This window comes from Methanocorpusculum sp. (genome assembly GCF_030655665.1).
Taxonomy (GTDB): domain Archaea; phylum Halobacteriota; class Methanomicrobia; order Methanomicrobiales; family Methanocorpusculaceae; genus Methanocorpusculum.
Genome location: NZ_JAUSPQ010000006.1, coordinates 124,029 through 141,901 on the forward strand (window position 1 = coordinate 124,029; position 17,873 = coordinate 141,901).

Sequence of the window (17,873 nt, forward strand, 5' to 3'; positions counted from 1 at the left end):
AATGGAAGACATTATGCAGTATATCCCGGGGAACCGGTTCGTTCACCGGTTGTCGCCGATGACGAAGATCTTCTTCGCGGTCGGTATGATGTTTGCGGCGATCTTCACATCGAATCCGCTGCTTCTTGGCGGGATGGTCGTTTTCGTGCTGGCGTTCGCGGCGATCGGCGGGCTTATGAAGCCGCTGATCCGTCAGGTCCCTCTGCTGATCATTCTCGGTCTTGCTCTGGTCGTCCTGACGGTGCTTACGAGTGCGTCGGGCGATGTGCTGTTTACGATTCTGCCGAACGGGATGATCCCGGTGACGACGGGCGCAATCATGTTCGCGGTCCAGATGGCTCTCCGGTTTGCGGTGCTGATCTTCTCGTTCCAGCTGCTGGTCATCTCGACCCAGCCGCGTGATCTGGTGAATGCTCTCTACACGCTCCGGATTCCGGGCGATTACGCACTGATGTTTTTGATTGCTATCCGGTTTATCCCGACTCTGCAGAGAGAGGGTGTCCGGATCAATGAGGCTCAGCTTTCCCGCGGGTATTCTCCCGGAGGAGGCGTTATCGGCAAGCTGAAGCAGCTTGGCCCGGTGATGCTTCCGCTGATGCTGAATTCACTCGCAAAGGCGGATACGCTTGGTCTGACGATCGATATGCGGGGCTACCGGAAAGCGTCGGAGCACCGGAGGAAGATGGTCTACCATGCGGCGGATCTCGTGACGGTTCTTCTGGTTGCCGGGATCTTTGCGGGCATCGTGTATGTGACGTTTATTCTGTGAGAAGAGCAAAAACCTTTTTTTTTTAAATTTTAATTAATATTGTCCATTTTATTCATTCTTTTTAAACTAAAATCCCATTTATTGAACAATGATTTGGCATTTTCAACATGAATTTCTATATTTGAGATATTTGAAACATCAACTTTTTCGATTTCTCCAAATCTTGCTTTATAAAATGCTATATTTTTAATTCCAGATCCAACAGGAGTACCATTGAATTCTTCACAATTTATTCTATCTAACAAATAGTAACCTATTAATTGCATCGTATTTTCCTTACGATATCCGTTGCGTTTGATTGTTTTGAAATCATACAATGTTCCGTCGATAAATATATCTGCATCAGCTCCATGCACAATCTCACTTGCATGCCCAAAAATAGGATTGAATATTACTTCGCTATCTTCATTTATTAAAACATTCACGAATTCTGTTTCAAAATCTGTGCATAATTGTGTCAAATCTTGATTTATGTTTTTCGGAACTTCTTCAAACCATTGCTGCAGATATTCTGTAGTTGGGAACAACTTAGAACGAAAGACATGTTCTAAACGTGACAAAAAAATTGCTGAACGAATTAATATGTTAAAATCATCCATATTGCCTTGGATATATTCTATTATTTGATTTATACTTGAATTAAACATCCCATCAATATCAAAATCTTCTTCGAATTTATGTCTATTTAATAAATCTAATCCAGCAAAAGCGACTAATTTCTTTGTTACCTCCATTCTATTTTTTTTGATTTTCTGTGCAATCATAAAACGTGCTAGGTAATCAAATGTGAATCCAACAAGTTGAGCCTCATATTTTGTCTCTAGGATATAGGGATAGTTTGTACAAATATTTAAAAATGGTTTTTTCCCGGAAATCGTAGTGAAATCTGATTTTAAAGGTTTAGCCTCTTCTAAAATTGTTCTGAACCTATCTTCATAAATGGATCCTGAACCATTGATAATTGAAGTTAATGACATTATATTCTCTAATGTTTTATCGAACGTACATACAGATAAATGGTTAGCCCTCTGTTAAAAATTGAGATGATAATAAAATCAGGGAGGCGCTGGGGCGCCGACAGGATTTGCCCGAACGGTCCCGATGAAGGGACGAGCAAGACAGCGAAGCTGGATTGCGAGAGTGAGGAATAGCAAATCCGATTCTCTCGCCCGTAGGGCGGATTCGCGCCGATTCGCGGTTGGTTTAATCTCATAATATCGCATATTTGCCTTCACGAAATCAAAGAACACTAAAAAAGAAAAATCCCTTTGCTCCTTCCACACAATATCCCGGATTTTTCACCCTTTCTTCAGCTCATCCATCCGTGTTTTCACATCATTCTGAAATTTATCATAGGTGGCCTTGATTTCAGAATTTCTCTTATAACAGTTCTCCGGGTACACAGCACGTAATTTTGCATCTTCCGGAGTCTGAGCTTCCGGTATGTATGCCTGTGCATAATCACACGCTTGATATGAACAGGTTTCTGCAAATTTCCGCAAATCAACAATGATATTTTCAGGAATGGAAGATGTGCTTGCCTCAGATAAAACTTCAACCTTACGAACTTTTTCCAATAATTCATTGCACCTCTCTTCATGCCATTTATTTCGTTCCTCCCGAGAAGAGGGGCCTCCTCCAAGTCCGTGACCTGGGTGCAAACCTAATGCATATGAATAGCAATCCGCAACTACTGGGGTGAGAGTTCGGTAAAGGAGAATTTCATTATCCATAAAGGTGCTAAGAGTATGCTCAATTTTCAACATATCTCTAGTTGATTTATTTTGGAAATTATACACCAAAACCGCAACTACTATTGTGATAATTATTCCAATGAGAGTAAGCACAATACTGATAATCGCGAGAGTATTTGGTGAATTATTTAGTAATATATATTCAATTGTCATATTAATCACAGAATATAACAGTAATATATATTCAATCATAAGCTATACTCCACAATATACGATAATGTTAGATTCAATCTCAGTGTATTTTAGGATTAGAAAGTTCATATTTCCCTACTCCCCCCTCTCCTCCGTCTTCACGATCCACTTCCCCTTCTTCTCCAGCCCCTCCATCACCCCTGCCGGATCCTCCAGAACCTTCAGAACCGCGTCAAGATCCCGTCCTTCCTCAAGCTCCTCCCTCAGCAGATCCTTCAGCCACGCGAAATACATCGACCTCTTACTATCCTTCAGACTCGCCCCGCACTCATTACAGAACTTCGCCGTCCCGGAATTCACCGTCCCGCACGTCGGGCACACATTCAGCAGACTGATCCGATTCACCATCGCTTTTCGCACCCAATCCTGAACCGTCGTCCCTTCCACGCGTGCCGCCGTTTCCAGCTGCATCTTCAGGTTCTTCGGGAGTCGAATCAGGATCTGATCATCGTTTCTTTCTTCAGACATAATACTAAGATATACATATGAGACTTAAACTATAAATACTATGCTATCTAATTATTCTGTATATCATGATACATTTGATAAATACAACAAAAGGAGTGACAACCTAGCCTTGATTGAAGTACAAACAACCCTGCCGATGCCTTACACAGTAAAGCATCACGAAACGATCACAGAACAACTCTCCCCCGAACACCCCGGCGTCAACCTGGATTTGAACGCCTACCGGTTCGGTCTGTATAAAAACGGCGAACTCGTCGACATAATCACCACCTTCGATACCGGCCCCGACCTTACACGGGCCGTCAAAGAACACATCACGGACAATGAACCGGAAGGTCCCGAAAAAGCGTTCCTTCTTCGGTTCTTCGACCCGTCTTCTGCCCCGCCCTGGGAGCGAAAGACCATGACCCGCCGGCAGCTCCCCACCCCCGAAGCTCTGCTGAATTCTCTCAACGACGAAGGAAACGCCGTCCGTTTCGAAAAAGAAGCTGCCGGCCACCTCATCTACGACGCGGCCCGGGGCGAATGGTTCGCCTACATCAACAATCACTGGGAACCCGCCGGCGACAAAATCGGCAAAACCCTCCGGTTCATCGGCAAAAGCATCGAAGAAGAACAGAAATACTGGAACCGGCGGGCAGAAATCGAAAACACCCCCGAAATGCGAAACCTCGTTGCTCAGCTCCAGAATCACCTGAACCTCAGCAAAAACCACACAAAACAGATCGCTCTCCGGAAAATGATCGAAGGCTCCTCCATGCAGGTGAACCTCGCCGAAGCGTCCGACGGCCGGTATATCACCTTCAAAAACGGTGCTCTCGACTGCAAAACCGGGGAGATCATCCCGATCTGGGCGTGCGATTCGATCCGGGAGAAGTATCCGCTGATCTATCTCGATCGGACCTATACGCCGGGGCTTCGCTCGCCGGCGTTCATCGGCCACCTGAAAAAAGCGTTCGACGACAACATGAGCGGGCTCGGTGAAGAGGAGCGGACGCTTCGGATGATGGAACTCGGCCGGTTTTTTCTGCGGCTGATGGGCTATCTGCTGTATCCGGGGAATCCGGAGCAGATCATCCTTTTCCTGTGGGGAAAGGGAAGCAACGGGAAGTCGACGACGATCGATGTGCTGAGGGAGATCTTCGGGCCCGAGATGTCGGAGGCTTCGGTTAGGGAGCTGTATTCCGGGGCCGAGGATCGGCCGGCTTCGGGTATTGCCCGGTCGCTTAGAAAACGTGCAATGTTGATCGCCGAGGCGAGCGATGAGGAGTCGCGGGGCGGCAGGATCAGTGCGGACACAGTGAAAGCTCTCACAGGGGACGCGGTGACCAGCCGGTTTCGGGACATGTATGAGAAGTCCCGCCCGCAGAAGATCGTCTGTACGCCGGTCGGGGTGACGAACGAACTGCCCCGGTTCGATAAGGTTCTGGATTTTGCCCTTCTGCGCCGGATCTTTACGATCCCGTTCCCGCATCTGTTTGCGGGGGATGAGCGGGTGCGTGATATCCGGGAGTCTTTGCTTGCCGAAAAGAACGAGATCTTCTCGATGATGGTAGATGAGCTTATCGCGTATACGAAAGAAGGTCTTTTGCCGGTTCCGGCGTTTTGCGCATCGACGCAGAATGAGCTGCTGGCAGGCTTCGAGGTGTCGGCGTTTATCGAGGAGTGCGTGGAGAGGTCGGAGACGGGGAAGGTGTCCCGCCTGGAGCTGGAGGAGGCGTATATCTCGTGGTGTGCCCGGCATGATATTCCGGTGGGCCTTGCTAAGATCCAGATGCCGGGGTATGATGAGTATTCGCAGGTGAATTTCCGGCAGGGTCTGTCGGAGAAGGAGAAGAGGGGGCTGTTTAAGGGGATGCGGGTGTATGGGTATGATGAACTGCGGACAAACAGTCAGCGGTATTTCAAGTGCCGGCTGAAATAGAGGTGGGTTTTGTGTCACGTTGGTTTTTGAAAAACGTGACACCTCTTTTCTGGAGGGAATTTTGTGTCAGGTTTTGAAAAATGATGGTGACACCAAAATCAGGCTTATTTTGGCTGAATTCTTAAAAAACAGGACATATGGTGGATTTATTGTGTGGTGTCAGGTTTTTCCCGAAACTCTCTTTTTAGTAGTATATAGGTATAGATTCAGGTGTTTGAAGATTTTCCCAGGGTTTTGAGAAAAATGTGACACTAGGGTAAAAGAGGATTTTATAATCGATGCCTTTTTTCACCGCGAATGTGTTAATTTAATCTGTTTTAGGTCTTTTTCTTCAAGGCAGGGTTTGGATTTGAAATAGCCAAATGAGTTCTTCACTTCTTCTGCGGCAACTAATTGAAGGTGCTGACACTCTGCTGTTTGCTCCTGAAGATTTACAAGCCCCATCTTCTTTTCCTTTGTAATTTTAACAGGCTCTGCCAATATTTCATCACGAGAAAATAATGCAGATTCTGGGAAATGGGACGTATCGTGTAGACTTTCAACTTCAAGACGGTAGTATCCATATTCCTCCTTATCAAACACGCGGAACTTTTTTGGAACAATTATTGGTGTCGTTCCATTTGTTGGTCTTACAAATACGCGGGGTCGATGTGCATTACCCATACTATCCAATCCGGAGCCAAATCCAAGGAAATCTCGTGCTGGAAGATAGATTGCTTCTCTATTTGTTTTACCATAATCCATGTTCACAAAATGAAGAAAATGATTTTCTTCGAGTCCATGCTTACCTAACCGTCTCTTTATTGTTGTTAGGGCAGTTGGATTGCTCAATGGTCCTTTTCTGTTAAAATCAATGTAATACGCGTTAATCCCATGTTCCACGTACAAGTCCACAATATTATTAAGAATTGGTCCTACTGTGAGGGGAATATAACCCATAATTGGTTTATGATTCCATTCTTCTATTGAGGTAACTGCTGATGTGAGATAATTGAGAAATTCCTCCTGATTATCGATAGTGAGTTTACTTGCATAATTTGGGAGGGCGGGTATTGGTGTAATATCTGAAAAAGTATATGCAAAATTTGTAAGGGTGTCTATCTCTTTAGCAGTAGGAATTAGGGGATTTTCCGTGTTTCTTTCCTTAAAATCCAAGAGTGTTATTGTGGGTGAATTTGATCCGTTGTTAAATAATTTACCGAATTCTTTGTTTTTCGTCTCATTATATTTTTGATCAGTTTGGATTTTATTCATTATCTCTGAGGTAAATGATTTGTAGATTTCATTTAACTGATTCCCGGCATTGGGAAAAGATAATTTCGGTGAAACTAAATCTGCTCCAAGAGATTTGGAAGGTGTCGTAATTTTAGATTTTCCAAGCGATATTTCCAAGGATCGAAGTGCCGTGTCGTCTGCAACAGAGAGGGTTTTTATTCGTGTTTCAGTTGTCATGAGTCAAGTTTTTTTAATAGAATTTCACTGACTCTGAATGGTGAGTCACGAAGTTCCTTTTTAATTTTGTTTATATCATCCGTTCCAAGCTGTTCTTTGTCTCTCTCCCAGATAATAAGCCCGATAGTTCCTGTTGTTGGAAGATTTTCAGCTTTTGAAATATTTCTTGCATCCTCATCTATAATACAATAGAATGGTATGTTATTGTCTTTAAGATAATGCCCAACACAGATCACGCTTGCTTCTCCATCGTGTATCCATGGATATCGTTTTTTATATGATTCTATAGCTTTTGTAATATCAAATGGTAATTTATCAGAGGGTAATACTGCTATTTTGCCATAATCCTGAAATTTCTTAAATGTATGTTCATTTTTCTTTAATTCTTCATAGACCTCGTTTGTGACATAGAGCTCATGACCTAATGTTTCACAGATGTCAAATATTTTTGGTTCTTCGATTTCTTTTAGGACACATATAACAGGACTTGCATCAAGTATTTTCATGCAAGATTCCTCTTTACCCGCATTTTGTCAAGGAGATTCTCCATGGATATCCCGGCAAGGTGTGCTGCCATTTCAAGTCCGACTTTTCCTTTTTTGTAGAGTGAGATGGAAAGTGGGATTCGTTTTGCAAGGACCTTCTCACGTATTTTCGATTCTGAGGTGTAGTCCGGGTGCAGGATATAGGTAAAGAGTATCCGTTCGTCGTGGGTCATGTCATTGAGGAATATTTTGACATCTTCTATCTCATCAAGATCAACGTCAGTATCCTCATTTTTGAGCAGATCTGCAATCTCTTTCCCACGTTTGGTAAGGAGATATTTCTCATCGATTTTTTCTGCAAGTCCGTATACGATGAGATTTTCCATTGCCGTTTCTCCGGGTTCACTAAAAGGACCGAAGTTATATGCCTGAAAATCTGCAACAGTGTTGAGTTCTTCATCGTAGTTTGCAATGAGGAAGAGCTCTTTTTGATATGCAGTATCACCAGGGATGGGGGAGTTGTTTGCTCCGCTCAAAAGAAAGAGAGCGCTCCGCTCCAGTTTGTCAAGGTATGATATTATTTCATCGTTGGTAGTCTGCATAGTGTATAGATAATATTAATATATTCGTTTTCAATAGCAAAAAAAGTTTAGTTGCTGAATTAATTCTTTGTGAGATATTAACTCGTACATTCTTTTCATCCATCTCTCTCTCCAGAATACCCCGTTAATGTCGAGGCGACTGCTCTTCTGAAATCACTCGGATGTGAATAATGATGAAGAGCCTGCCCCTCTCCATTTCGATATCGCCCAGAGAAATACCATCTTCTGGAACGACAATGAAGATCTCAAACAACAGCTCATCATGAAAATAAAAGAGTTACAGGAGACTGGAAAATAGCCCCTCACCCCTCCATCATCTTCAGCACACCCGCGATATCCCGCTCAATCAGCGGCCGCATATTCGCATTATACCTCCCCGTATCCGCATTCTTAAGCGCCTCCCTGATCTCCGGGACAAGATCCCTCCTCGCCGAAACAATACTCTTCAGCGCCTGAATACACTGCCTTGCCGTGATCGGCTTCTCATCACAAACATGCTCAAGATACCGGGCAAGGACCCCGTCCATCTTATGCTCCGTATCCCAGGCGGCATTCGCCGCAATCAGCAAAAGCCCCCGCGTCCGGACATACGAATTTTCGCTCTCGATCATCCCGGCAAAATCGTCCCAGAACCGGTAGACCGCATTGCCCGCCTCGCTCTCCGCCTTCAGCCGCAAAAAACTCGCATACGCCGCTTTCGTATCCGGTGAATACAATCCCCGGACATTCTCCTCCAGCTCTTTTGCATCCATACTATTCTCCAGGACCCCGGTCCGCAAAACTGCTGCCTCATCAATCTCAAAATGAATTTATAGTAGTATCATCATGAATTAACTATGTTAAACCGCTTCATCCCCCACTTATCCGGCGTAGAATCCCTCATTCTCGCACTGATTTGCGGGATCGGAACGGCGATATTCACGCCATGGTCTCTCGAGTTCGAACTCTTTGCCCTTTTCGGACTGGCATTCCTCATCATTGGCGTGATCCTCCTCCTCAAAAATCACAACCGCAGTACGGAGAAATAATACTATAAAAAAAGTGAACGGAAATATTCCGGTTATTTCCGTCTCTCACCATAAAGCGGCCCTTCGACCCGGGCCGGCGCATTCCCGCTTCTCACCTCAGCGGGTTTCGTATAACAATCCATACACAAGATCATACAGTTTCGCACTTCATCCTTCCCCCCCTCACTCGCCGGTTTAATATGACGTGCCTCCCAGGCTCCGCGTGCCTCCGCATTTCCTCTGCTATTAAATATCAATTTCTTCCCGCAGATCTGACAATATCCATTCACTTTGTCAAACGCGTTCTTTACCACATCTTCTGAAAATACCATTCCTTCTCCGATACGTAGGAGTAGGTATCTCTGTCACGATAAAACTATCCCTACAATACATTCTGCCGGAATATTTTGGGGTTTTGGGAGAATCAGGCCCGGAAATACGTTTTTTGCTCTCCTTACCCTCTCATCAACTCGTAAGAAACAGGAACTGATAATAGGTCCCATTCCAGAAAAGGATCTTCCCGCCGTACTTCCCGTAAATTTCCTGCCCCTCCAGAGAGGTGACCCCTGAAAACTTAAAATAATCAAGGGGGCGCTCATAGATATGCACATATTTTCCCATACACTCATAGAGACTCTGATGGGCCGCAAAATCCTCCTCCGTCAGATTCATGAGAACAGCATCATGCGGCAGTTCATCCTCCGCAATCGGGCGCATCGTAAACGCCTCGATTGTATCATTAAACGGTTCGACAATCACCCATAAGCCGATCACAGAGATGATAAGGATCCCGATTATCAAGAATATCACCGTTTGTTTCTTCATGATGGGTCTTTCGTTCCAGAAATATATAATCTGTCCGTTTGGTCAGAGTGCTTTTCTCACATTCCGCGTCGCTTCGCACATCCTCGAAAGCTTCTCGAACGCCGTCTCAGGCGTATGCATCCGAAGACCGCAGTCCGGATCGATCAGAATATTCTCCGCCCCGAACGCATCTACGCAGAGCATGATCCGCCGTTCGATCTCCTCCACCGACTCCATCGTCGGATCCGAACTCTTCACGCACCCGCACCCGATCTTCTTCCCGGCAAGATCTCTCTTTGAAAGAACCGACAGATTTTCCATCGACACCGCATACTCGAAATCCAGAATATCCACCGGAAGTTTTGTCCACGAATCCGCGATCTCCCCAAGCATCCCGCACGTATGGATACATGACGGTGTTTTGATCCCTGCAAAAATAATTTTCAGTGCCTCCCGTGCCGTATCCACAGAGATCGCCCCCGTAGAAAGGATCGGCTCATCCACCTGAATGATCGTTACCCCAGTCTCCGAAAGAAACTTTGCCTCCTGATGCAGAGCGGCGGCGAGATCCATCACCACTTCCTCCTTATTCCGGTAGGCGGGCGTTGCCACCTGCAAAGCATAGGCAAGCGTGCACGGACCTGTAAGGATCCCCTTCACGTACTTTGTCTGCGTCAAAGCATACTTCGTATCTCCCACAGTGATCGGCTTATCCGCCGCTCCGATCTTTCCAACGACTGTCTTCTCCGAGATCCCCGGCAGCTTCGAAACGAATGCCTGGACCATATCCGATCTGACCTGCCCGTCGGAAATAATATCCACCCCTGCCCGTATCTGCTCTGATACCGCAAACTGTACCGCTTTCTTATACGGGTCCAAAAGGGACGAAAGTCCCGTCCCTTTCACGCAGGGAAACGAACCGACGACCGTCGTCGGCAAAAGACAGGGGAGATCCATGATAAATTAGGTCGTCCTGAGCAGATAAAAACCCTCTGGGTCGGGGCCCACCTCTTCTGCCGCAAACCAAGAGTTTATTGTTGCCTGCGAGAACTTATTGCATGATCACCAATGTCCGCACCATTAAAAATCCCGAAGATGCTAAAACCCGAATACGACTCTCTCATCAGAAACAATGTCGTATCGCGTATTGCCTTCTCAGGGAAGGAATATCCTTACATCGCACCCTTCCTCTACGTCTTTGACGAGAAAAACCTCTACTTCCTCTCGACCCGATACGGCAAAAAAATGGAGCTGTTCTCCCAGAATCCAGCCGTCTCTGTCGAGATCGAAAGTGTGGCGCCGGATATGTCTGCCTACAAGTTCGTGACGCTGCTCGGCAAACTCTCCGAGGTTACGGACGATGAGAAAAAACGTGCGGTAAAAAATCACTTCGTCAAACTTATCTCAGACAAAAAAATCTCGGAAAACAGTCTCTATGCCCTGGGTCACTCACCCACCGAGTCTGCTGAGAAAATCATCAGCGAAGAACGAACAATGGTTTGGAAACTGGTTGATGTTAAGGAGATCGTCGCGCTGAAAAACGCATGACCCCTTAACTTTTTTTTAATAGGACTTACGCGGTGTGCTCTCAACCGAAAAAAAAACTGAAGTCCTTATGAGATGTACTTCGATTTCGTGTACGGCATTAATCTAGACACAAGAGAAAAAACCAACCGCGAATCGGCGCGAATCCCGCAAGCCTTTGGCTTGCTCCCAGAATCGGATTTGCTTTTCCTCACTTTCGCAATCCAGCTTCGCTGTCTTGCTCATCCCTTCATCGGGACCGTTCGGGCAAATCCTGTCGCCGCCCCAGCGGCTCCCATTATTGATTTTCATCTTGATTTTATGTCGTGATTGTCAGAAAAATGGATATTTTTCAGATTAAGAACTGCTCAATGAATTTCTCCCTCACGGGAGGCGCTGGGGCGCCGACAGGATTTGCCCGAACGGTCCCGATGAAGGGACGAGCCGTTGGGTCGAGCGGGTTGGCGACGAAGTCGACGACCTTAGCGGAGCAAGGCTTTGCCTTGCGACTTGACCCAACGAGCGAGAGTGAGGATAAGCAAATCCGATTCGCCTCGCCCGAAGGGCGGATTCGCGCTGATTCGCGGTTGATTTTATCTCAGATATCCACACCCAGTAATACCCTTCCCGAATTGGATTGGGAATAACACCGCGTAACTCCTATTTTAAAACACCTGATGTGAAGGAAACTTCATATGAAATAAACTTCATATGATATTGTATGCAAAAGAATATTCTCTTCTCAATCTTTGGGCTGGTTATTGGAATCGTGCTGATCCTTCTCGCAGTCTTCGTCTTTACGGGCAGTACTACGTTGAATGGTGCATGCTACGGAATCGGGGCCGCGTTGATTGCCCTGTCTGCGGGATTTCTGATCGGAAAATCCGTTATAAAATCGGTAGAGACGCCCGAGACCCTCAAAATACAGGCGATCGAGGTAAATGACGAGAGGAACATCCGTATTCGTGAACGTGCCGGCTGGAATACTGTCCGGATCTTTACGCCGGTTCTGTGTTTTCTGACACTTGCCTCGGCTCTTATCGGCGTTGAATTATATGTGACGCTTGCGGCGTGCGGACTTGTGATCCTGCTGGCAGGTCTTTCCATCGGTTCACAGATCTATTATGACAAGAGGCTCTAATGGAGAACAGGATAAAAGAACTGCGGACCGCCCGAAATCTGACCCAGGCGGAGCTTGCAGAGACCATTTTCGTGTCGTCCAGAACGATCATTTCGCTTGAGAAGGGCCAGTATAACCCATCGGTCCTTCTCGCCTACAAGCTGGCTCTTGTTTTCGGCTGTGCTATCGAAGAGGTCTTTATTTTCGGCAAAGAGGACGGTATCCTTTGAGACCGGTCCCTAAAAAGAAAAGAAAATAGGTGGAAAGTTCAATTGGTTCACTTAAGTTTTTTCTCGAGTTTCTTGAGCTTTTTCTGGGCGTCTTTGCTGCCCCCGGCTGCAAGCTTTGCGAGTCCTTCTGCCTTGACCTTCTTTTCTTTGTTCAGTTTCCCCATCTGTTTCTTACTTGTTGGCATATTATTCACTACTCCTTTGACTTACTCTATATAGGTTTTTTCCGTTTTATAAATATCCCTGAATAAAAGCCGGGTACGATTCCCGCGAATTTATTTTTTTTAGATGATGTAATCGACGACGACGCTTTTTTCGCTCGCCTGCGTCATGTATTTCTTGACGACGTCCAGATGATAGGGATGATCGGCATACCCGCGGAGTCCCTCATCATCATCAACGATCACCGTTAAGGCGATGTCGAAGGACCGGTCGGTGTGATACAGGTCGATGCCGACTTCGATCTCCCGGATATGTTCAACGGTTCCTTTCATGGAGAGGAGCAGATCGCGGACTTTTTTGCAGGATTCTTCGCTGTTGTCGGCGAGTTTGAAGAAGACGATGTGTTTTATCATAAAAAGAAGGGTTATGGACTGACTCTGTGTCGGTCACGCGGGAAGAGAACAGCTTCCCTGATATTCTGAAGGTCGAGCATGGTCATGACCAGACGCTCGGCGCCGAGTCCCCAGCCTGCGTGGGGCGGCATCCCGTATCTGAACGGGTTTAAGTAGAACTCGAATGCGTCGGGGTTGAGACCTTTTGCTTTGATCTGATCTACGAGAAGGGAGTGGATATGACAGCGCTGTGCGCCGGAGGTAAGTTCCATTCTGGGGTGCATCATATCGAATGCACGGCAAACCTCGGGGCGGTCTTCGAACGGCATGGTGTAGAATGGTCTCGTCGAGGTCGGCCATTCCGTGATGAAGTACATGGTACCCATCTTTTCTCCAACAACTCTCTCGGCAGCGGTCGAGAGGTCGTCACCGAAAACGAGCGGTTCGCCGCCGGCGGTGGAGATCTCGATGGCTTCTTTGTAGGTGATACGGGGGAACGGAACGGTCGGGATCTTGAATTCGGTGATGCCGAGTGTTTCAAGAGCATCGCCGCAGTGTTCTGCGACGTAGGTATACGCAGCTGCTACGACGTTTTCGAGCACCTTCATCGCGTCTTCTTCGTCAGCGAAGGACATTTCAATATCGATCGAGGTGGCTTCGTTTAAGTGACGAACGGTGTTGTGTTCTTCAGCACGGAAGATCGCACCGATCTCAAAGACTCTGTCGAACCCGGCGCTCATGAGCATCTGTTTGTAGAGCTGAGGGGACTGGTTCAAGAATGCTTCTTTGTCGAAGTAGGCGAGCGGGAAGAGTTCGGTTCCTCCTTCGGTGGCGGCAGCGACGATCTTCGGGGTCTGGACCTGAGTGAATTTCTGGTCCCAGAGGTATTCGCTTATGGCACGCAGACAGGCGTTTCTGATCTGGAAGATAGCGTTGATGCGGGGTTTTCGGAGATCGAGGTACCGGTTGTCGAGCCGGGTGTCGAGTTCTGCGAGAACTTTTTCCGAGACGTCAAGCGGAAGGGGGGTTTCTGCACGGGAGATAACGCGGAGTGTGTCGGGGACGAGCTCCCGTCCTCCGGGTGCTTTTTCGGTGGCTTTGACTACGCCTTCGCATTCAATAACGGACTCGCGGGTAGCGTCTTTGACGGCAGCGAGTACTTCGGCGGTGACTTTCTTTTTGGGGATGGTGACCTGGAGGATCCCGGTTCTGTCACGAACGAGGAGGAAGGTGAGCCCTCCAAGATCACGTTCTTCGTGGACCCAGCCTGCAATGTGTGCATGCCCAATTTCAGGGGTCACGTCTTTTATTGGTATACGCATAAAATCTCTATAGTATTTGCGGTGGGAATAGATTATAGTTTGTTCGGGGACCAAAGATGAGCCGCCCTCATTTCGAAGAAGTACTATGCTCAGAGATCGGCGGCCTTCTCAGCATGAAGGAAAAAAGGAGTTTTTAGGCAAGATGGACTGCATCGGTCCGCCATGCAATATGCACGACTTCTCCGGGATCATATGTGTCCCCGGTCTGCCGGAATGGGCAGATGACCGAGAAGATGCAGCCGGCATCTACCAGAACATGCAGAAATGCTCCCGCTCTATCTGAGGAGACCACTCTGCCCTGAACCGAGATCCGTCCGGGGTCGATCTCCGTTTTCGACAGAGAAATGTCTTCGGCGCGAAGCATGATCTGCACAATTCCGTCCGGAACATGAGGAGCAGGGCAGAACACGACGCCGCCCGATGTAGCATTCCCATTTCTGACAACGCCGGTGAAGAGGTTTTGGACGCCGACAAACTTTGCCACACGCTCATTTGTTGGATGGTAAAACACCTCATCGGCAGAACCGATCTGGACAAACTCCCCGTTCATCATCACCGCCACCCGGTCCGCGAGCCGCTGGCTCTGTGACTGATCATGGGTATTGATGATGATCGTGGTCTTGTTCACCCGGTTTTCGTGCAGGATCATTTCTTCGAGCAGTTTCGTTGCGACCGGATCAAGATTTGCTGTCGGTTCATCAAGGAACAGGATCTCCGGTTTTGTTACCAGGACGCGGGCGAACGAAACACGCTGTCCCTCTCCGCCGGAAAGGGTCCGGCTGCTCCGTCGTGCATACTCGCTCATCCCCATCTCCTCAAGGATCTCTGTTACCCGTTTTTGTCTCTCTTCATGGGAAACATGTCTGTAGGACAGACCGAGAGCGATATTTTCCTCCACGGTTCTGTCAAAGAGGACCGTTTTTTGGAAAAGCATCCCCATCCGGTTCCGGAGATTGTGAGTTGAGTGTTTTGTCACCTTTTCGCCGAACAGCGTGATCTCACCTTCGGATGCCGGTTCTATCGTGTCCAGCATGCGGAGAAGTGTACTTTTTCCGGCACCTGACGGTCCTATGATCGCGAGGATCTCGCCCTTTTTCACCGAGAAGTTCAGCGGGTGAACGACCTCTTTTTTTCCGTAGCTTTTTGCAAGGCCGCAAACCGAGATAATATCAGTCATCTTTCATCCTCCCGTTATAGTGCTGGAAAAAATTCACACCGAAGTTTACGATCAAAGCGATCGTCAGCAGAATAATTCCGAGGGCAATGGATGTGGAAAACTCACCCATGGAAGTGTTCAGGGTGATGGCCGTTGTCAGGGTCCGGGTAAAGTGCCGGATATTTCCGCCGACCATCATTACTGCGCCGACTTCCGCGATCGCCCTGCCGAATGCCAGGACGACTGCTGATAAAATAGCAAATTTCGTCTCGCGAACCAGGGTCATCATTGCCCGGTATGCCCGTGCATTGAGGGACATGGTCGTGTATTTCATCTCTTTGTCCAAGCCGGAGAGTGCGGCTATGGCCAATCCGACGATCAAGGGTGAAACCAGAATGACCTGTGCAATGATCATTGCATTGGTCGTGTACAGGAGTTTTAAGGGACCGAGAGGTCCCGAATTCGATACAAGGAGATATACCAGTAATCCTACGATGACGGTCGGCAGAGCATATAATGTCTGGACGAGATTGATGACGGTACGTTTTCCGCGAAAATCATAGTAGTAGATGATGGCGCCGATCGGGATCGCGATCAACGCAGCGACGAGCGTTGCGATCGATGAAACGTACAGACTTCGTCCGGCGATTTCCATAAGCTCCGGATTCATCGTAACGATGAGCGTTATAGCTTCCAGAAATCCGTCGGTTATCTCTCCCATGAGTATTTTCCTGTATTAGATAAAATAAAAAAAATTGGATGACTGTTTTATGCAGTCGGTATGACTACTGGAGTCTTACAGTCAATGTTGAACGGCGGAAGAGTGCTGTCGTTCAAGGTGCTCATCGGCGTGAAGAGTGGTTTGCCGTAGGTTTCAACACCGTATGCGCCGATAAAGTTCTGACCGTCTTCGGAGATGAGCCAGTTGGTGAAATCGGTTGCATCTTTAACATTGGTATCCGGGAATTTAGCAGGGGATATGGTCATGATACTGTATCTGTTCAGAAGGCTGGCTCCCTCATTAATGATCACTTCGAGTGAGAGGTTGTTGTTCTTCTTGTAGGTGAGATAGGTTGCTTCATCAGTGAGGATGTAGGCGCCAAGCTGACCGGCGGTGGTCAGGGAGTCTCCCATACCTGCACCGGTCTCTTTATACCATGGGCCGCATCCGGTGATCTGAGCAGTGTAGTTGAATCCGGCTGATTTCCAGATGGCCTTCTCTGCAGAGTGGGTTCCTGAGTTGTCGCCGCGGGATACGAAGATGATCCCCTCGGTTCCTGCATCTCCCAGTGCTTTGAGTGTGGCAACGCCCTCTTCCGGAGTCATTCCTGCAATTCCTGCCGGGTCATCAGCCGGACCGACGATGATGAAGTAGTTGTATGCAATACCTCTGTGGTTTACACCATAACCATCATCGATAAAAACTGCTTCCTGAGATGGGGAGTGGACGAGTAAGACATCGACATCACCGTTCATTGCGGAGGCGATTGCTTTTCCGGTTCCCTGCGAGGTGATCAGGAGATCAACATTGTATTTGTCAAGATAATAATCCTGGACGGCATCAAGGAGGCCGGTATCATACAGCGACGTGGTTGTCGCGATTTTCAGCTGGGTCGGTTCCTGCTGTTGTGTACTTACACATCCTGCTGCACAAATGACGGCGAGCAGAATGAGAAAAACACCAAACACACTTAGTAACTTTTTCATACGGATTTACGTATCTTAGGCATCCCATAAAAATCAATCTGGAGTTAATTTAATCAATTAAGTTTATTTAACTTAATGTTTGAAACGAATTTGGTGAATTAACCCTCATTTTTATGATAATTTTTGGTTATTGTTTGAAAAATTCTGATAAATTATCGAAATTTCAGCACAGGTCGCAAAGCATCGATTTTCGGGATGCAATCCTTCAGAAAAATTACGGGGCGCATATTTTGGTGAAAAAATTCAAAAAAAATATGCAAAAAAGTACGTATACCCTCTTCACTCAATGAAAAGAGGTCAGTATATATAAATTATCCCGGTGAGATTCAGATAGATATTGATGTCCTCTCTGATTGTACCGTCAGCAATCTTTTCCGGCACGGCGGTCATTACCCGATTCATCAGTGCGCCGGTATCATACTGGACTTTGATGTTAATCTGGCGTGCGGCTTTGTAGATCAAAAAAATTTCATGGGTAAGCTCGCTTCCTGCAGAAAGTGTGCAGACAAGGGTCGCCTCAAGTGAATAGACATAGTCCAGAGCCTCTTTTGCGAGCCGGATATTATCGTTGGCCGATTTCTCTATAAGACTGATGTTCGAGCGGGTGGTCTGGAGTTCATCAGCGATTTCCTGTTGAGTCATACCATCCTTTCGGCAGTGGATCACCATCTTCTGACGATCTGTTAACAACGGTCCGGGCATTATTCTTACCTTTGCAACTGATGAGTATAAAATATCTTTGATTCCACTATTTTTTTGAAAAAACCCTTCAAAGATGGGGGAAAACCGGCGCACGCACAAAC

At 47.0% G+C, this 17,873-nt stretch carries 24 protein-coding genes; 7 read left to right on the forward strand and 17 right to left on the reverse strand.

The genetic code is table 11. From position 1 onward, the window contains the following. Nucleotide 1 precedes the first annotated feature (1 nt). Complete coding sequence (locus tag Q7J08_RS03880; RefSeq protein WP_304910379.1) at nt 2–769, forward strand: energy-coupling factor transporter transmembrane protein EcfT; 768 nt, start codon at nt 2–4, stop codon at nt 767–769. Between the two features lie 29 nt (nt 770–798). Here the strand turns inward: Q7J08_RS03880 and Q7J08_RS03885 are convergent, their stop codons facing one another. From Q7J08_RS03885 to Q7J08_RS03895, 3 genes are all read right to left on the reverse strand, one after another. Next, nucleotides 799–1,746, reverse strand: a complete 948-nt coding sequence (locus Q7J08_RS03885) for a hypothetical protein (RefSeq protein WP_304910380.1) — start codon at nt 1,744–1,746, stop codon at nt 799–801. A 321-nt stretch (nt 1,747–2,067) separates the two neighbouring features. Further along, entirely contained in the window at nt 2,068–2,715 is a 648-nt protein-coding gene (locus Q7J08_RS03890; protein WP_304910381.1) for a hypothetical protein, read from the reverse strand. Nucleotides 2,716–2,790: 75 nt separating this feature from the next. Next, nucleotides 2,791–3,183 (reverse strand): zinc ribbon domain-containing protein, encoded by a 393-nt coding sequence (locus Q7J08_RS03895; RefSeq protein WP_304910382.1) that lies wholly within the window; start codon nt 3,181–3,183, stop codon nt 2,791–2,793. A 109-nt stretch (nt 3,184–3,292) separates the two neighbouring features. On the opposite strand from Q7J08_RS03895, the gene Q7J08_RS03900 reads away from it, so the two are divergent. Next, nucleotides 3,293–5,107 carry a hypothetical protein gene (locus Q7J08_RS03900; protein ID WP_304910383.1) on the forward strand — a complete coding sequence of 605 codons (1,815 nt, stop codon included), beginning with the start codon at nt 3,293–3,295 and terminating at the stop codon, nt 5,105–5,107. Between the two features lie 288 nt (nt 5,108–5,395). Here Q7J08_RS03900 and Q7J08_RS03905 read toward each other — a convergent pair whose 3' ends face one another. From Q7J08_RS03905 to Q7J08_RS03915, 3 genes are read right to left on the reverse strand one after another with little or no spacing between them, the layout of a single operon-like run. Then, nucleotides 5,396–6,559, reverse strand: a complete 1,164-nt coding sequence (locus Q7J08_RS03905; RefSeq protein ID WP_304910384.1) for a hypothetical protein — start codon at nt 6,557–6,559, stop codon at nt 5,396–5,398. After that, complete coding sequence (locus Q7J08_RS03910) at nt 6,556–7,065, reverse strand: hypothetical protein (protein ID WP_304910385.1); 510 nt, start codon at nt 7,063–7,065, stop codon at nt 6,556–6,558. The genes Q7J08_RS03905 and Q7J08_RS03910 overlap by 4 nt, the downstream gene beginning before the upstream one ends. Next, a complete protein-coding gene (locus Q7J08_RS03915) occupies nt 7,062–7,646 on the reverse strand; it encodes a hypothetical protein (RefSeq protein WP_304910386.1) in 585 nt (194 codons plus the stop codon). Before Q7J08_RS03915 ends, Q7J08_RS03910 begins: the two co-directional genes overlap by 4 nt. Nucleotides 7,647–7,809: 163 nt before the next feature. Here Q7J08_RS03915 and Q7J08_RS03920 point away from each other — a divergent pair, with 163 nt between their 5' ends. Continuing rightward, nucleotides 7,810–7,944: a hypothetical protein gene (locus Q7J08_RS03920; RefSeq protein ID WP_304910387.1), complete on the forward strand. Its 135-nt coding sequence runs from the start codon at nt 7,810–7,812 to the stop codon at nt 7,942–7,944. A 4-nt stretch (nt 7,945–7,948) separates the two neighbouring features. Here Q7J08_RS03920 and Q7J08_RS03925 read toward each other — a convergent pair whose 3' ends face one another. Next, complete coding sequence (locus tag Q7J08_RS03925) at nt 7,949–8,398, reverse strand: SufBD protein (protein WP_304910388.1); 450 nt, start codon at nt 8,396–8,398, stop codon at nt 7,949–7,951. An 84-nt stretch (nt 8,399–8,482) separates the two neighbouring features. Here Q7J08_RS03925 and Q7J08_RS03930 point away from each other — a divergent pair, with 84 nt between their 5' ends. After that, nucleotides 8,483–8,674, forward strand: coding sequence for a hypothetical protein (locus Q7J08_RS03930; RefSeq protein ID WP_304910389.1), 192 nt, complete (start codon nt 8,483–8,485; stop codon nt 8,672–8,674). A 32-nt stretch (nt 8,675–8,706) separates the two neighbouring features. On the opposite strand, the gene Q7J08_RS03935 is transcribed toward Q7J08_RS03930, so the two are convergent. From Q7J08_RS03935 to Q7J08_RS03945, 3 genes are all read right to left on the reverse strand, one after another. Further along, complete coding sequence (locus Q7J08_RS03935) at nt 8,707–8,985, reverse strand: HNH endonuclease (protein ID WP_304910390.1); 279 nt, start codon at nt 8,983–8,985, stop codon at nt 8,707–8,709. Nucleotides 8,986–9,118: 133 nt separating this feature from the next. Continuing rightward, nucleotides 9,119–9,478 carry a hypothetical protein gene (locus Q7J08_RS03940; protein ID WP_304910391.1) on the reverse strand — a complete coding sequence of 120 codons (360 nt, stop codon included), beginning with the start codon at nt 9,476–9,478 and terminating at the stop codon, nt 9,119–9,121. 42 nt (nt 9,479–9,520) lie between these two features. After that, on the reverse strand, nt 9,521–10,414 hold the full coding sequence (locus Q7J08_RS03945; protein WP_304910392.1) for a methionine synthase: 894 nt from the start codon (nt 10,412–10,414) through the stop codon (nt 9,521–9,523). Between the two features lie 111 nt (nt 10,415–10,525). Here Q7J08_RS03945 and Q7J08_RS03950 point away from each other — a divergent pair, with 111 nt between their 5' ends. The 3 genes from Q7J08_RS03950 to Q7J08_RS03960 all read left to right on the forward strand — a co-directional run bounded on the left by Q7J08_RS03950 (nt 10,526) and on the right by Q7J08_RS03960 (nt 12,331). Next, nucleotides 10,526–11,005: a pyridoxamine 5'-phosphate oxidase family protein gene (locus Q7J08_RS03950; RefSeq protein ID WP_304910393.1), complete on the forward strand. Its 480-nt coding sequence runs from the start codon at nt 10,526–10,528 to the stop codon at nt 11,003–11,005. Between the two features lie 697 nt (nt 11,006–11,702). Next, nucleotides 11,703–12,122: a hypothetical protein gene (locus Q7J08_RS03955; protein ID WP_304910394.1), complete on the forward strand. Its 420-nt coding sequence runs from the start codon at nt 11,703–11,705 to the stop codon at nt 12,120–12,122. Further along, nucleotides 12,122–12,331, forward strand: coding sequence for a helix-turn-helix transcriptional regulator (locus Q7J08_RS03960; protein ID WP_304910395.1), 210 nt, complete (start codon nt 12,122–12,124; stop codon nt 12,329–12,331). The genes Q7J08_RS03955 and Q7J08_RS03960 overlap by 1 nt, the downstream gene beginning before the upstream one ends. 47 nt (nt 12,332–12,378) lie before the next feature. Here the strand turns inward: Q7J08_RS03960 and Q7J08_RS03965 are convergent, their stop codons facing one another. The 7 genes from Q7J08_RS03965 to Q7J08_RS03995 all read right to left on the reverse strand — a co-directional run bounded on the left by Q7J08_RS03965 (nt 12,379) and on the right by Q7J08_RS03995 (nt 17,772). Next, nucleotides 12,379–12,516, reverse strand: a complete 138-nt coding sequence (locus Q7J08_RS03965) for a hypothetical protein (RefSeq protein ID WP_304910396.1) — start codon at nt 12,514–12,516, stop codon at nt 12,379–12,381. Nucleotides 12,517–12,615: 99 nt separating this feature from the next. Then, nucleotides 12,616–12,906: a Dabb family protein gene (locus Q7J08_RS03970; protein WP_304910397.1), complete on the reverse strand. Its 291-nt coding sequence runs from the start codon at nt 12,904–12,906 to the stop codon at nt 12,616–12,618. Nucleotides 12,907–12,917: 11 nt separating this feature from the next. After that, nucleotides 12,918–14,207 (reverse strand): aspartate--tRNA(Asn) ligase, encoded by a 1,290-nt coding sequence (gene aspS, locus Q7J08_RS03975; protein ID WP_304910398.1) that lies wholly within the window; start codon nt 14,205–14,207, stop codon nt 12,918–12,920. 133 nt (nt 14,208–14,340) lie between these two features. Further along, nucleotides 14,341–15,384: an ABC transporter ATP-binding protein gene (locus Q7J08_RS03980; RefSeq protein WP_304910399.1), complete on the reverse strand. Its 1,044-nt coding sequence runs from the start codon at nt 15,382–15,384 to the stop codon at nt 14,341–14,343. After that, nucleotides 15,377–16,084 carry an ABC transporter permease gene (locus tag Q7J08_RS03985; protein WP_304910400.1) on the reverse strand — a complete coding sequence of 236 codons (708 nt, stop codon included), beginning with the start codon at nt 16,082–16,084 and terminating at the stop codon, nt 15,377–15,379. Before Q7J08_RS03985 ends, Q7J08_RS03980 begins: the two co-directional genes overlap by 8 nt. Before the next feature lie 47 nt (nt 16,085–16,131). Next, nucleotides 16,132–17,070 carry a substrate-binding domain-containing protein gene (locus Q7J08_RS03990; RefSeq protein ID WP_304910401.1) on the reverse strand — a complete coding sequence of 313 codons (939 nt, stop codon included), beginning with the start codon at nt 17,068–17,070 and terminating at the stop codon, nt 16,132–16,134. A 297-nt stretch (nt 17,071–17,367) separates the two neighbouring features. After that, nucleotides 17,368–17,772: a Tfx family DNA-binding protein gene (locus Q7J08_RS03995; protein ID WP_304910402.1), complete on the reverse strand. Its 405-nt coding sequence runs from the start codon at nt 17,770–17,772 to the stop codon at nt 17,368–17,370. Nucleotides 17,773–17,873: the final 101 nt, after the last annotated feature.